Origin of the sequence: Salinicoccus halitifaciens (assembly GCF_021026095.1) — a bacterium.
Lineage (GTDB): Bacteria > Bacillota > Bacilli > Staphylococcales > Salinicoccaceae > Lacicoccus > Lacicoccus halitifaciens.
The window spans coordinates 133,852-147,707 of sequence record NZ_JAJNCU010000003.1 but is presented as its reverse complement, the minus strand read 5'-3'; the positions used below and the strand labels follow the sequence as shown (position 1 = coordinate 147,707).

The 13,856-nt window shown below is 46.1% G+C and carries 13 protein-coding genes and 1 riboswitch; of the genes, 8 read left to right on the top strand and 5 right to left on the bottom strand.

Annotation, left to right across the window (positions count from 1 at the left end):
- Positions 1 to 155 precede the first annotated feature (155 nt).
- Positions 156 to 1,121, bottom strand: a complete 966-nt coding sequence (locus LPW40_RS07250; RefSeq protein WP_230821566.1) for a fumarylacetoacetate hydrolase family protein — start codon at positions 1,119 to 1,121, stop codon at positions 156 to 158.
- Between the two features lie 336 nt (positions 1,122 to 1,457).
- Between LPW40_RS07250 and LPW40_RS07245 the strand changes: the two genes are divergently transcribed.
- Positions 1,458 to 2,351 carry an acetaldehyde dehydrogenase (acetylating) gene (locus tag LPW40_RS07245; protein ID WP_230821565.1) on the top strand — a complete coding sequence of 298 codons (894 nt, stop codon included), beginning with the start codon at positions 1,458 to 1,460 and terminating at the stop codon, positions 2,349 to 2,351.
- Positions 2,351 to 3,361, top strand: a complete 1,011-nt coding sequence (gene dmpG / locus LPW40_RS07240) for a 4-hydroxy-2-oxovalerate aldolase (RefSeq protein ID WP_230821564.1) — start codon at positions 2,351 to 2,353, stop codon at positions 3,359 to 3,361. Before LPW40_RS07245 ends, dmpG begins: the two co-directional genes overlap by 1 nt.
- 50 nt (positions 3,362 to 3,411) lie before the next feature.
- Here dmpG and LPW40_RS07235 read toward each other — a convergent pair whose 3' ends face one another.
- Both LPW40_RS07235 and LPW40_RS07230 read right to left on the bottom strand, forming a co-directional pair.
- Positions 3,412 to 4,812, bottom strand: a complete 1,401-nt coding sequence (locus tag LPW40_RS07235) for a general stress protein (protein WP_230821563.1) — start codon at positions 4,810 to 4,812, stop codon at positions 3,412 to 3,414.
- Positions 4,813 to 4,973: 161 nt separating this feature from the next.
- The gene (locus LPW40_RS07230) at positions 4,974 to 6,026 is read right to left on the bottom strand and encodes a DUF2382 domain-containing protein (RefSeq protein ID WP_230821562.1); all 1,053 of its coding nucleotides are present in this window, start codon (positions 6,024 to 6,026) and stop codon (positions 4,974 to 4,976) included.
- A 169-nt stretch (positions 6,027 to 6,195) separates the two neighbouring features.
- Between LPW40_RS07230 and LPW40_RS07225 the strand changes: the two genes are divergently transcribed.
- Both LPW40_RS07225 and LPW40_RS07220 read left to right on the top strand, forming a co-directional pair.
- On the top strand, positions 6,196 to 7,032 hold the full coding sequence (locus LPW40_RS07225) for a helix-turn-helix domain-containing protein (protein ID WP_230821561.1): 837 nt from the start codon (positions 6,196 to 6,198) through the stop codon (positions 7,030 to 7,032).
- 169 nt (positions 7,033 to 7,201) lie between these two features.
- The gene (locus tag LPW40_RS07220) at positions 7,202 to 7,807 is read left to right on the top strand and encodes a YfbU family protein (protein WP_230821560.1); all 606 of its coding nucleotides are present in this window, start codon (positions 7,202 to 7,204) and stop codon (positions 7,805 to 7,807) included.
- A 15-nt stretch (positions 7,808 to 7,822) separates the two neighbouring features.
- Here LPW40_RS07220 and LPW40_RS07215 read toward each other — a convergent pair whose 3' ends face one another.
- A complete protein-coding gene (locus tag LPW40_RS07215; RefSeq protein ID WP_230821559.1) occupies positions 7,823 to 8,203 on the bottom strand; it encodes a general stress protein in 381 nt (126 codons plus the stop codon).
- Positions 8,204 to 8,333: 130 nt separating this feature from the next.
- Positions 8,334 to 8,434, top strand: a riboswitch (purine riboswitch).
- A 66-nt stretch (positions 8,435 to 8,500) separates the two neighbouring features.
- Here LPW40_RS07215 and guaB point away from each other — a divergent pair.
- Both guaB and guaA read left to right on the top strand, forming a co-directional pair.
- Positions 8,501 to 9,970 carry an IMP dehydrogenase gene (gene guaB, locus LPW40_RS07210; RefSeq protein ID WP_230821558.1) on the top strand — a complete coding sequence of 490 codons (1,470 nt, stop codon included), beginning with the start codon at positions 8,501 to 8,503 and terminating at the stop codon, positions 9,968 to 9,970.
- 17 nt (positions 9,971 to 9,987) lie between these two features.
- Positions 9,988 to 11,532, top strand: coding sequence for a glutamine-hydrolyzing GMP synthase (guaA, locus tag LPW40_RS07205; RefSeq protein WP_230821557.1), 1,545 nt, complete (start codon positions 9,988 to 9,990; stop codon positions 11,530 to 11,532).
- Between the two features lie 66 nt (positions 11,533 to 11,598).
- On the opposite strand, the gene LPW40_RS13615 is transcribed toward guaA, so the two are convergent.
- Positions 11,599 to 12,399: a tyrosine-type recombinase/integrase gene (locus LPW40_RS13615; RefSeq protein ID WP_413775995.1), complete on the bottom strand. Its 801-nt coding sequence runs from the start codon at positions 12,397 to 12,399 to the stop codon at positions 11,599 to 11,601.
- Between the two features lie 1,069 nt (positions 12,400 to 13,468).
- Between LPW40_RS13615 and LPW40_RS13690 the strand changes: the two genes are divergently transcribed.
- A complete protein-coding gene (locus LPW40_RS13690; protein WP_330166185.1) occupies positions 13,469 to 13,531 on the top strand; it encodes a hypothetical protein in 63 nt (20 codons plus the stop codon).
- 169 nt (positions 13,532 to 13,700) lie between these two features.
- Positions 13,701 to 13,835, top strand: coding sequence for a cation transporter (locus LPW40_RS07190; protein WP_230821556.1), 135 nt, complete (start codon positions 13,701 to 13,703; stop codon positions 13,833 to 13,835).
- Positions 13,836 to 13,856 lie beyond the last annotated feature (21 nt).

Below are 13,856 nucleotides of genomic sequence, written 5' to 3'. Positions count from 1 at the left end.
TAATGGCTTATATCGAAGTATAGAACAGCCTTTGGATAAAATATACATACGTTTCCTACGAATACTTCAAATATTTTGACATATTTTGTACTAAAAGTTCAGAAAATTAAAAATCCGTCCAGCACTGAACCCATACGGGTGCTGGACGGAGTACATTATTTTTCTGAAGTGACCGTATTCATCTGTTCACCAAGATCGATGGAGCCATCCGGGCTTTTAATGGCGGCGCGGATGACATCGCCATCTTTTAAGTAATTCTCATTATCCGCCTGGGACGCGTTGAAGACTTTCACTTTCTCACTCAACGGCGCTGTGATTTTCGTTGCAGCTTCCATATCTTCCTTCGTCAGATTCATAGCGACGCCGCCGGGTGTCCCTGTGAGCAGGACATCACCCGGCGCAAAATTCATCACCCGGGAGAGTTCGGTCAACGTCTCTTCTGGTTTGAACAGCAGCTGAGTTGTATTGGCAGACTGGCGAAGCTCATCGTTGACCCATAAGTTCAGTTCCAGGTCATGGATTTTCGGGTATTCATCTTCATCAAGGATATAGAGGTAAGGGCCTGTGGGTGCGAAAGTGCGGTAGCTTTTCCCGCGGAGCCACTGGCCTTCCGGCAGCTGGACATCACGTGCGGAAATATCATTCATGATGACAAGGCCTGCGACATACTGATGGAGATTTTCATTCGTCACATCGACCGGGCTGTCGATTTCGCTTCCGATGACGAGGCCGAGTTCGATTTCGTAATCCAGGAAGTTCACGCCTTCCGGACGGATGACGTCCGAGTCATGGCTGCACAGCGCACTGTCCGCCTTCCCGAAAATCAGATTGAACTCGGGACGTTCGGCGGTCATTCCGGATTCCTCGCGGTGGCTCGAATAATTCGCACCCTGGCATGTTATCGTGGACGGCTTTGTTACAGGGCTCAACAGTTCGACCTCATTCAGAGCGGATGTTTCCCCCTGGTCATCTTCAAGCGCAGCTTTGGCCTGATCGGGGCCGGTACTCAAAAACCCGGCAAGCGTCGAAGCATCGTTTTCGATATGATGGACACGGTCTCCGGAGAGCACGCCCCATCTTATATCACCGTTACTTTTGTATCTCACTATCTGCATTCCCATTTCTAGACACTCCTTTATGTAAATTAGTTCATATTAAACTATTGAAACTTGGGGGTGTCAAACGGAGGGTATTGCGAAAGCGCTTTAAAAATTAGTATTATTCATACTATTCAACGGCAGTGAAAAAGTGCTATATATGAGGAAAGTGCCTCCATCAGCCAGTTTTTTATTCTCGAAAAGCAAGAATTTTATTTTGAGAATTGACAAATGCGCTGTGTTGCCTTACACTTCACAATATAAATGTTAACATTTCAGAAAATTAAGGTAAAGAGCGGAATTGGAAGAAACGGACACTTCATGCGTAAAAAATAACCATAAATTATGGGGGATGAGAAAATGGAAAAAGTGAAATGTGCAATCATAGGTTCCGGCAACATCGGCAGTGACTTGATGATGAAATTGCTGGACAACGAGTATTTGGAAGTGACGGCGCTGATCGGCATCGATCCTGAATCTGAAGGGTTGAAAAGGGCGGAGAAGCACGGTGTCAAAGCAGTATCGAACGGCATCGACGGACTGGTCGAGAATCCGGATCTTGCAGATATCGTATATGAAGCGACGTCGGCAAAAGCGCACCTGCACAACTCGAAAATTTTGAAGGAGCTCGGCAAGAAGGCGATCGACCTGACACCGGCGGCAGTCGGCCCGTTCCTGGTGCCTTCCGTAAACTTGAAGGAAGAGGAGATTCCTCAGCTTGATAACGTCAATATGGTGACATGCGGCGGCCAGGCGACGATCCCAATTGTGAAAGCGGTATCGGACGTGCTTGAAGTGGATTATGCAGAAATCGTCGCATCCATTTCCAGCAGAAGTGCAGGACCGGGAACAAGACAGAACATCGATGAGTTCACGGTGACGACTGCGAATGCCCTAAGGGAAGTCGGAGGCGCCAAGGAATCGAAGGCGATCATCACTTTAAACCCTGCCGACCCGCCGATCCTGATGAGGAATACGATTCATCTGAAGACAGCGGGCAACGCAGAAGAGCAGAAGGATGCCATCCTCAAATCACTGGACAATATGGTTGAAACCGTACAGTCTTACGTACCGGGCTACCGTTATAAGGCACAGCCGGTGGTCAAGGATGATATCGTGACCGTTTCCGTTGAAGTTGAAGGCAACGGGGACTTCCTGCCGAACTATGCAGGCAACCTCGACATCATTACTGCCGCTGCAGTTAAAACGGGCGAAGTCATCGCGAAAAGTATGCTTCAGAAGGAGAGAGTATAATGAGCCGTAAAATATTGATCAATGACGTGACTTTAAGGGACGGCATGCATGCCATCCGCCATCAGTATTCAAAAGAACAGATTGCTGAACTGACCCGTGTGATCGACGATTCCGGTGCAGATATCATCGAGGCGACACATGGTGATGGACTCGGCGGCAGTTCCATCCAGTATGGTTTTTCAAAAGAGAGTGAGGAAACCATCATCAGGACGACGGTCGAGAATGCGAAAAACGCCAAAGTGGCTGTTCTTCTGCTGCCGGGCATCGGTGTGATCGACCACCTGGAACAGGCGCATGATTGGGGTGCGAGCGTTGCACGTGTTGCGACGCATTGTACGGAAGCGGACGTCTCCGAGCAGCATATCGGAAAAGCGGCAGAGCTCGGCATGGATACGGTCGGATTTTTGATGATGTCCCACCGTACATCGCCTGAAAACCTGCTTGAAGAAGCGAAGAAGATGGAATCTTACGGAGCAGGCACAGTATATGCAGTGGATTCTGCAGGTGCATTGACGATGGATGGTGTCAAAGAACGGGTTTCATTATTGAGGAACAACCTTGATCAGAAGACGGAAGTCGGATTCCACGGACACAATAACCTCTCCCTTGCTGTGGCAAACTCGGTGGTGGCGATCGAAGAAGGTGCAAACCGCATCGATTCAAGCCTGGCAGGAATGGGTGCAGGCGCCGGCAATACAGCGACGGAGCAGCTTGTGGCAGTGCTCGACCGGATGGGAATCGACCATAACCTGGATCTGTATAAGACGATGGATGCAGCTGAGAACCTCATGAAACCGATGATGGAGCGCCCGGTGCAGATCGACCGTCTGTCCCTGACCCTCGGTTATACCGGCGTCTACTCGAGTTTCCTCCTGTTCGCCGAGCGTGCAGGCAAGGAGTACGGTGTGGACCCGCGTGACATATTGACGCGCATCGCAGAAATGGGTGCTGTCGGCGGCCAGGAAGACTGGATCGTCGGTGTGGCACAGGAACTTGCTGCAGGTAAATAAAAATGAAAAAGAATGTAAAATCGACTCCGATTTTACATTCTTTTTTTGTTTCAATCAGTGTTGAAATTGCGGCGGTCCGGGTCATGTTCAGTAAATTCACTGTCCCTGACTTCCTGGGACTTATATTTGTTCCTTATTGCGCGGTCATCCCTTGTCAGGTCTTCATCTGTCAAAGCGTTGCCGCCGTCGCTGGACGTTTCGATATCGTCGCGGTTGACCGTGTCATCATAACCGTATGTGGAAACATCGACCCTCTCTGCCGTCTCGTTGGTCACATACTCCTCGAACGGCTCCTCATCGACGACACGGGCATCCCTTTCAATATCTTCATCACGGATGATAACCTCGTCGTCCTGGTCTTCACCCTCATAGCCACCAGCACGCATCGTGCCTTCAAAATCTTTATCCTGTTTATCTTCTGAATCCTCACCATACGTCTGATCTGCTTCCACTTCAGTGATCCGTGCATCTGACCCGGTGGCGCGTGCAGCATCGTCTCCGTCGCCTCCGGCGCGCATCGTGCCTTCATAATCTTCATCCTGTTTATCTTCTGAGCCCTCACCGTACGTCTGATCCGCTTCCACTTCAGTAATCCGTGCGTCTGACCCGGAGGCGCGTGCAGCATCGCCTCCATCACCCCCGGCACCGACGACATATGTCTCGTTCGGCTTCAGTCTTTTTGTCCTGCCGGAGTCATCGGAATCATGCCCGTAGCCGCTTACATCTTTATCCTGACGTGTACTGCCGTCCGAATTCGTACCAGGCTGATTACTGATGCCGCGCTCATCCACATTCACTTCTTCATCACGCACATCACCGCGCTCGTTCACATTCGAAGGATCGATATCGCGCTGATCTGTATCCTGTTCAATATCCCTCGCGAGCCCTTCTTCAACAGACTGATTTTCCCCCGTGAGTCCAAGATGGCCATGTCCTTTCGCATCTGCACTTAAAGTGGATCCGCCAACGGCATCTGTACTTGAAACGGCCTCCCGCCTGTTCGTGCCCGGCAGACCCGGATCATCTTCTTCCGAAGTGTATTCAGCATCGTGGGCCTTGCCGCCGACCGCGTTATCATCGCTTTGGTTGTTTCTCTCAGTTGTTTCATCCTCCATGTTCTCTGTGGAAGCACCCTGTGTCTCTTCACTGACGAACAGTAAAATATCGCCGGCCTGCAGGGCTGTAAGATATTCCTGCTTATTTTCATCGTTCAGGCCAAGATCCGCCATCGCCCGTTCTTCAGGCGCTTCTGAAGTGAAAAATGAAACGAATTTATCCCATGCGGTTCCATCTGCACTTTTGAAGTTGACGTTGGTATAGTTTAAGGATGTACCCTCCAGTTTTTCTTTTGAAAAGACAGTGATGTCATCGTCATTGACACCGTCCGCACGCAGCTGCTCGATTCTTCCAATGAGTTCCTGTTCGCTTTTAAATTGTTCAATCTTGCTCATCAAAATCCCTCCACTTATGATTAAAATTATTAGATAATCGGAAACATCGTGTACTTCCACGATACCCTTTCACCGTGCGGATAAAACGATGAAGCTCCCGCCGGCGGATACAAAAAATCTCCCTGAAAGAATTCAGGGAGATGGGAATCATTTTTGAACGATTAGAATTTATCTCTGTCTCTATCAGTGTCACGGCCGAGTGTGGAATCTTCTTCACGGATATCCACTTCTTCGCGGCGGACATCCTCTTCGATATGCTCAGTATCAGTGACTTTATTTTTCTTGACGACGACTTCTTCATCGACGACGTTGTCTTTTGATACATTCACTTTCTCTTCATGGACAGGGACATCAATCGATTCATCGCCACGGGTCGTGTCATCGAATGAACCGCCTTCCCTTCTTTCACCGGCTACCGGACGGCGTTCAATTTCCACTTCTTCCCTCTCGACAGGGACATCGACTTCCTGGCGCTCGGTTTCAACGTGTTTGTCCACATGCACTTCACCGGTCTGGACATTCTCTTTATCGACATTCAGGCGCTCTTCATGAAGTTCCAGCGTTTCTTCCTCGCCTCTGCCTGCAGTTCTGCCTGCAGTTCCGGTGCCCGTAACATCATCTTCTGCACGCATAGTGCCTTCATAGCCCTTGCCCTGCATGTCGTTGTCAGTGGTGTTCGGTGAATCCGGCCGGTTGCCCTCGGCAGTGTTTGGCGAAGGTTTCAGAGCTTCATTCTCTTTCAGGCCGGCACGGTCACTTAACGTCCCTTCATTCTGAGCGACGGCATCGCCATCCGCAGGGTCCGGCACCCGGTCACCTTTGCTGGTTGAAGCGACGCTTGATTCCGTCGTCTCGTGTGTACCGGCTCCGGCAGCTGTGCCCATTTCTGATGCAGGCGGTGTCGCCTCATCAACATACAGCAGTATATCTCCGGCCTGCATGGCGTTAATGTATTCCTGCTGCTCCGATTCACTTAAATTCAAATCTTTCATTACACGCTCTTCGGGTTCTTCTGACGTGAAGAATGCAGCGAATTTATCCCATGCAGAACCTTCTGCATCTTTGAAATTGACATCAGTATAGTTTAAAGATGTATTTTCCAAAGAGTCTTTCGAGAATACCGTGATTTCATCATCGCGTACCCCTTCGGCACGCAGTTGTTCGATTCTTCCAACGAGTTCCTGTTCACTTTTGAACTTTTCAATCTTGCTCATTCAGTACCCCTCCAGGCATAATTATATTTTCTCAATAAGTGATTCCAAACTTAAATTGATCTATAGAAAAGATACCCTTTCATGAAAATCTTAAACAGGAATGAAAATAGTTGTTGACAAAACAGTCCGGCAATATATATTTGAATTATTATAATAAGGGGGCAGTGTATTGAAGACAATAGGGGATAAGATCAGGCGTGAACGCATAAGGCAGGGGATTTCCCAGAAGAAGTTGAGCCTGGGGATATGTTCACAATCCAGCCTCTCCAGGCTGGAAAACAACGATATGAGCCTTTCAATGAGGAAGGTGAATCAGATTTTGGAAAGATTGGGTTTGTCATTCATGGATCTGGCGGCAGACGAAGGAACGGTCAAAGGGGAGACGTTCCTGAAGGGGCTTGATAAAACAAGGCATCACGATGATTATGATGGCATGGAAGCCATTTTAAGGCATCATCATGGGATTAAGGCGCCCGGCGAAAAATCCATAATGTATATGAAATGGCATCATGGTCTGGTGGCTTTACATAAAAAAGACTACGGGGAATCCGAGAAGCAGCTGAGGCATGCAATCTACATAGCTGAAAAATTCAAATTCAGAAATCATCTCCCTGAGCTCTATATGACGATGGGAGACATAAAGCACTTCCTTGAAGAGCCGCCATTGAAATATTACACGGGGGCATATAAAATTTACAGGGAACTTAACCTCACCGATTTCAGGCTGGAAATAAAAATCCTCTATCATCTCATCGTCTGCAACAGCAATGAAGGGCAACACCATCAGGTGATTTTGAAATGTAAGAAAGCAATCAACATATTGAGCAGGAATTTCTCATCATATATGATGTGTGATATCTATGATTTATGGTTTAAAGCCCTGGCCGGTCTGAATGAAGAAGAGGAGTACACCAGGTTGAGATGCCGGACACATATCATTTTTGAGCAGCACAGTTGTTTGGATATGTGGGAGAAATTAGAAAATTATCCAGCTGTGAATAATTAGAGACATACTATTCCAATGCATGCAACTCTCATTTATTATTTATATTAATAAAGGGGGTTCACTAATCATGAACAAAGAAGACAAGCTTTTCTCGAATGGATTCACCGCAAAATTGATGCAAATGGGATTTAAAAAAGCACACTATAACCTGCCGGACCGTGAATTTTAGATGAGGATGGAAGATAAGCCGCTCAGTCGCAAGGAAGAACGCCTGCTCGTATATCTATTATTGATGGAACGGCGCGACCGGTATAATGAAGGCAGCGAGAATTACAGGAATTATGAATATTACATCGACATCGTGATCAACGGCATCGAAGGTAAATATGATGAGATTTTTGAGCATATTCATCATATGGACGAGGGGATTTCCAAAAAGGTGAGTGAAGAAGTCGAGATCATTTTAAGGATGTATCACTGCGTCGAAACTTCATTCGAATTTTTAAGCCATTCCGATCAGCAGTGTTTACGGAAGAAGTATATTATAGATTTTGCAGGATTCAGGAGCGATATCGAAGGGGAACATAAATATTTGAGCTACTATAGATTCCTGAAGAAGCATGAGCAGCAGAAGCTGCCGCGGGTCATTGAAAACCCGGATATAGATATTGAAACGTACCGTAAAATGCTGCTTAAATTCAAGGACTTCGGCATGCCGAAAGTTGGCATCCCGACTTACATAACGAAGCAGCAGCTGATTGAACTCTTTTCAGTGCAGGATGAAAGTTCGGGAGTTCAGAAGCCCGAAAACAACAGGCGCCCGCATCATAAATGATGCGGGCGTTTTTCATTATGGTGACTCGGCACCGGCGTCCGGTGTGCGGCCGGCATCTTTTTCCCTGGCATACTTATCTTCATCCGTATAATAGAGGAAAAATTCCCCGCCCTGGATCCTCTCCAGGTACTCCACCGATGTCGCATCACTCAGCTCAATCCTCTGCATGAAGTTCTTTGCCGGTTCATTGGCAGAGAATATCGATTTCAACCCTTCGCCCTCGGAAAAATAAGGATGGAAATTGATATCCGTATATTTGATCCACTGCATTTCATCCGGGTCCGCCTCTTCGACGGCGAGCACATGGAAATCCGATTCGTAATAACCCTCTGCTTTCAACAGTTCAATTTCCTCAAGTAACTCATCTCTGTTTGGAAAAAACTCATAATAATTCATATCGATGCCTCCGGTCATTAATGTATTATTATGTATCTACCCCCGCCCCTCGAATTTTACTCATTTCACAAGGGAGATATTTGTACTATAATCATGTACAATAAAGTTGTATACCATCATGATTTTTGTTATCATAAGTAATTATTTATTTCATATAATCACAATAATATGGATTGTGAGTTTCTAGGGTTTTCCTTAAAAAAACCTACTATGAGATAACAATTAATCGAATACTTTAATTGTTCTTCGTCATATTCATTTATTGGAGGTTATCATCAAATTTTGGAGGCAAATAATATGTGGGAAAGAAAGTTTGAAAAAGAAGGTTTGACGTTTGATGATGTATTGCTGCTCCCTGCGCATTCAGAAGTGCTGCCGAAAGATGTTGATCTATCCGTACAACTGTCACCGCAAATCAAGTTGAACATTCCTGTACTGAGTGCAGGCATGGACACTGTCACAGAGTCGGCTATGGCTATTGCGGTTGCGAGGCAGGGCGGACTCGGCGTGATTCACAAGAACATGTCGATCGAAGCACAGGCGGAGGAAGTGGAGAAGGTCAAGCGTTCTGAAAATGGTGTAATAAAAAACCCATTCTTCCTGACCAGGGAGGAGCAGGTTTTTGCGGCGGAGCATCTGATGGGCAAATACCGGATTTCCGGTGTGCCGATCGTGAACAACCCTGAAGAGAAGAAGCTCATCGGCATCATCACGAACCGTGACCTGCGCTTTATTGAAGACTATTCGATGACGATTGATGAAGTGATGACGAAAGATAATCTGGTGACCGGCAAAGTGGGTACGACGCTTGAGGAAGCAAGTCGCATTCTGCAGGAGCACCGCATAGAAAAACTGCCGCTTGTGGATGACAATGGTGTACTGCAGGGGCTGATTACAATCAAAGATATCGAGAAAGTGATCGAATTCCCGAATTCCGCAAAAGATGAGCAGGGGCGTCTGCTTGTCGCAGCTGCGATCGGTGTGGCCAAAGAGACCGAGAAACGCGCTGAAGAACTTGTCAAAGCGGGTGCGGATGCACTTGTCATCGACACTGCGCACGGCCACTCCCAGGGTGTGCTGGATGCGATAAAGGACATCAGGGACAAACATCAGGACATCACCCTGATTGCAGGCAACGTTGCCACTGCAGAAGGCACTGCAGCATTGTTCGATGCAGGGGTGGATGTCGTGAAAGTCGGCATCGGACCGGGCTCGATCTGTACAACACGCGTCGTCACAGGCGTCGGTGTGCCGCAGATTACTGCAGTTTACGACGCGGCGACTGAAGCAAGAAGACGCGGCAAGGCGATCATTGCGGACGGCGGGATCAAATTATCCGGTGACATCACGAAAGCACTCGCTGCAGGCGGACATGCAATCATGCTCGGCAGCCTGCTTGCAGGCACGACCGAATCCCCGGGCGAAGTTGAAATGTTCCAGGGCCGCCGCTACAAGACGTACCGCGGCATGGGGTCGATGGGCGCAATGGACCAGGGCTCGAAAGACCGTTACTTCCAGGAGGACAAGGAGTCCAAAAAGTACGTTCCGGAAGGCATCGAAGGCCGCACCGAGTACAAGGGGCCGGTCGAGGATACAATCTACCAGCTGATGGGCGGACTGAAGTCCGGCATGGGTTATACAGGAAGTGCAGATCTTGAAGCATTACGTGAAAACTCCCAGTTTGTAAGAATCACGGGTGCAAGTTTAGTGGAAAGTCATCCGCACAACATCCAGATCACTAAAGAAGCACCGAACTACACTACCTAGACAGGAGTTTTTTATAAATGGATATGGCAAAAGAACAGGAACTTATTTTAGTAATAGATTTTGGAAGCCAGTTCAACCAGCTGATCACGCGGAGGATCCGTGACCTTGGCGTATACAGCGAACTGCACAATCCGAGCATTTTAATAGAAGAAATCAAAGAACTCAATCCGAAAGGCATCATCCTTTCCGGCGGGCCGAAGAGCGTCTACAACGACGATGCCTACAAAGTGGATCCGGAGGTCTTCAACCTCGGCGTCCCGGTCCTCGGCATCTGCTACGGCATGCAGCTGATGGTCGACACCCTCGGCGGGGAAGTCGTATCTTCCCCGGGCAGGGAGTTCGGTGCAACGGACCTCACCCTGGACCCGGCAGAAGAAATCTTCAAAGGGCTGAACACGCATGAAATCATGCTGATGAGCCACAGCGATAAAGTGACCCGGATACCGGAAGGCTTCCGTAAAATCGCGCATACCGAAAACTGCGAGTATGCAGCAATTGGACACGATGAGAAACCGCTGTACGGTGTACAGTTCCACCCGGAATCCAAACATTCCCTGAACGGTGATACATTCCTGAAGAACTTCATCAGGAACATCTCAGGATGTACAGGCGAATGGACGATGGAGAACTTCATCGACATTGAAGTCGAGAAGATCCGCGAACAGGTCGGTGACCGGAAAGTCCTGTGTGCGATGAGCGGCGGCGTGGACTCATCCGTCACTGCAGTGCTCCTGCACAAAGCGATCGGCGATCAGCTGACGTGCATCTTCGTTGACCACGGCCTTCTGCGTAAAGGCGAGGGCGAGATGGTGATGGAGCAGTTCGGTGAAGGCTTCAATATGAACATCATCAAAATCGATGCCAAAGACCGTTTCATGGAAAAGCTGAAGGGCGTTTCCGATCCTGAGCAGAAACGCAAGATCATCGGCAATGAATTCATTTACGTATTCAACGATGAAGCGGCGAAGCTGACAGAAGTCGACTTCCTTGCACAAGGTACGCTGTACACGGATATCATCGAGTCCGGCACCGAAACGGCGACGACGATCAAATCCCACCATAACGTCGGCGGTCTCCCTGAAGATATGGAGTTCGAACTCATCGAGCCGCTGAACACTTTATTCAAGGACGAAGTGCGTCTGCTCGGCATCGAACTCGGCATCGCAGAACACCTCGTATGGAGACAGCCGTTCCCGGGACCTGGGCTCGGCATCAGGATACTGGGTGAAATCACCGAGGAAAAACTTGAAATCGTAAGGGAAACCGACTGGATCCTGCGGGATGAAATCAGGAAAGCGGGCCTCGAGCGTGAAATCTGGCAGTACTTCACCGTACTCCCGGACATCCGCTCCGTCGGCGTCATGGGCGACTACCGGACGTATGACTACACGATCGGCATCCGGGCCGTGACCAGCGTCGACGGCATGACCAGCGAATTCGCGAGGATCGACTGGGAAGTGCTGAACAGGATTTCGAAACGGATCGTGAATGAATCCAACCACGTCAACAGAGTCGTATATGATATAACGAACAAACCACCAGCGACGATCGAGTGGGAATAGTATTAGGTGCCCTAAAAGCCTTGGTAACACTGGGTTTTTAGGGCTTTTATATTTTCTGTGGCACAGTTATGGCACACTTTGAAAAGTCGTGTTTACAAATTGGTTGCTGCTGTAATGTTCGATTTGGGTATGCTCACTTGTTTTTAGTTGAACAAGACTGCTTAATCTATCGGCAACTTGAAAATTACTGTTTGGATAGAGGTGGCCGTAAGTACCTAAAGTCGTTTGTATATCTTCATGTCCCAGTCTGTCTTTAATCACCAAAGGATTTTCCCCCATACTAATTAACAAAGAAGCATGGGAATGTCTGAGTCCATGAATTTTGATGCGATGGATATTTGCAGCCTTGGCAAAGCGAGTGATCGCATAGGATATGGTATGTTTTTGAGTGGGCATGCCGTTATACGATAAAATGAAATGCGTCTTACATTGGTTCTCCTGGACAGCCTGCCATTCTTGTAATAAACGTAATGTATCTGAGTCTAAAGCGCTCGCCCGTCGATATTGTACAGTGCTACGTGGCACCTTAAGCTGTTCACTAATTTCCTGATCAGATAGTTGTAGGAAATAGTATAAGAGGACTGTATTGCGCTTTTCTTCTGGCAATGTATGCATCGCTTCTGCAAGCAAATGTGTCGTAATTCTCTTGTCTGCAAGTTGAAACTTTTCTGTATTGTCTTCACTATAGTGATCGACGGAGTACAGCTGATGAGCTTCTTGAGGTGTTAAATCAGAAAACGTCATCTCTTTAGACTGTTGATGGCGCCGCTCATTGTAGATATCAATGGTGGCACTCTTTAACACCCGTTTACAGAACGCATTAAACGCACAGCGTATTTGCCATTCGGTACGATCGGATTCTATCATGCGTGTCATCTCCCTTCGCAATACTGCAAAGGTGGGCGATGATTTCTCCTTTCATATCCTTCAACGGGAGAAACTTCAAAATTGCCAAAGATTTTAAAGATTTTTTTCAGAAAAAAATAAACCCAGCTGAAGAATAAACAGCTGAATTTATTTCCGACCCTTAATATCATGAGTGAAAAATATAAGGTTGAATCAATATCGTTTAATATTATTGCTATATTCAAAGTACTTAAAGTAACAATAGAATCAGCTTTAATCTTATAAAGAATTAACAGAATAATTTTGACGCTATGTAGCAATAATTATGTATCAGAGGGCTATTAGTCCCCCCTCACTTATAATTTTTTCATTTTATTTTCATCCTTTATTATTTACCTGAATTTATTTAAATGAATTAATTTTATCACCTCTAAAAACATTAGCTTGATTACTCTCTCCCACTGGGCTTCAAGCTCTATTAATTTACAATTATTTACTTATTAAATAGATTTCCCTATATTTTAAATTTTAAAACATTGTATATAAAAATAAACTCTTCGATTGTTTCTTAATTTATGTCATAACAGAAGGCTTATTCTAATCTAATCCATAGTATAAGAAATGACTAACACAGTCCTATTCATATAAATAAAAATGAATGGATTAGTTGATTCCATTTGAAACCATTTGAAATGAATCAACTAATCCATTTTGCTTATATCCACTTAAATATTTAGTTTAAATTCATGGCTGTGTAGCCAAGAACTAAGGCAAAGGTCTGCGAAGCCTTGATCGCCGTGTTCGATTCCGGTTACTACCGCTATATTATCGTTAATAATGTAAGCAATTGATAGGAGAAGGAATTATAGAAAAAATCTTGACAAATTATGATTACGGTTGTAAACTAAATGTATATAAATAGATTACAAATGTAAACAAAGTAGATAGGAAGATTATGCATTCTGAAATAGATTCTAAGATTACCGATTTCGAATGGGAAGTAATGCGTGTTGTTTGAGTGCAGAGCAATGTTATAAGCAATGATATTGTAGAAGTTTAACAGCAGAAGAAAAAATGGAAACCGGCAACAATCAAAACGTTTATCGGAAGCCTTGTTAAAAAAGGAATGCTTTGTACAGAAAAAGAAGAGTAAAGTATACTTATTTCTCTAATATAAAGAAAAATGAATTTATGAAAAGTAGTTTGGATGAAAGTTTCTCTAATATTTTTAACGGGGATGCTGGTAAGACAATAGAAAAATTAATTTTAAATATTTAGAAAGGAATGAGAATTATGGAATAGGGACTTTAAAGATTACGGGAATGAACTGTGCTCACTACGTGAATAAAATTGAAGAGACATTGCTAAGCTTGCAAGATGTGGAAAATGCAAGAGTCAATTTGAAAAAAGGAATAGCCAGAGTTAAATTTGATGAAACCGTCCGGGCAAGTAGATAGTTTAAGGGAATCTATAAAGAA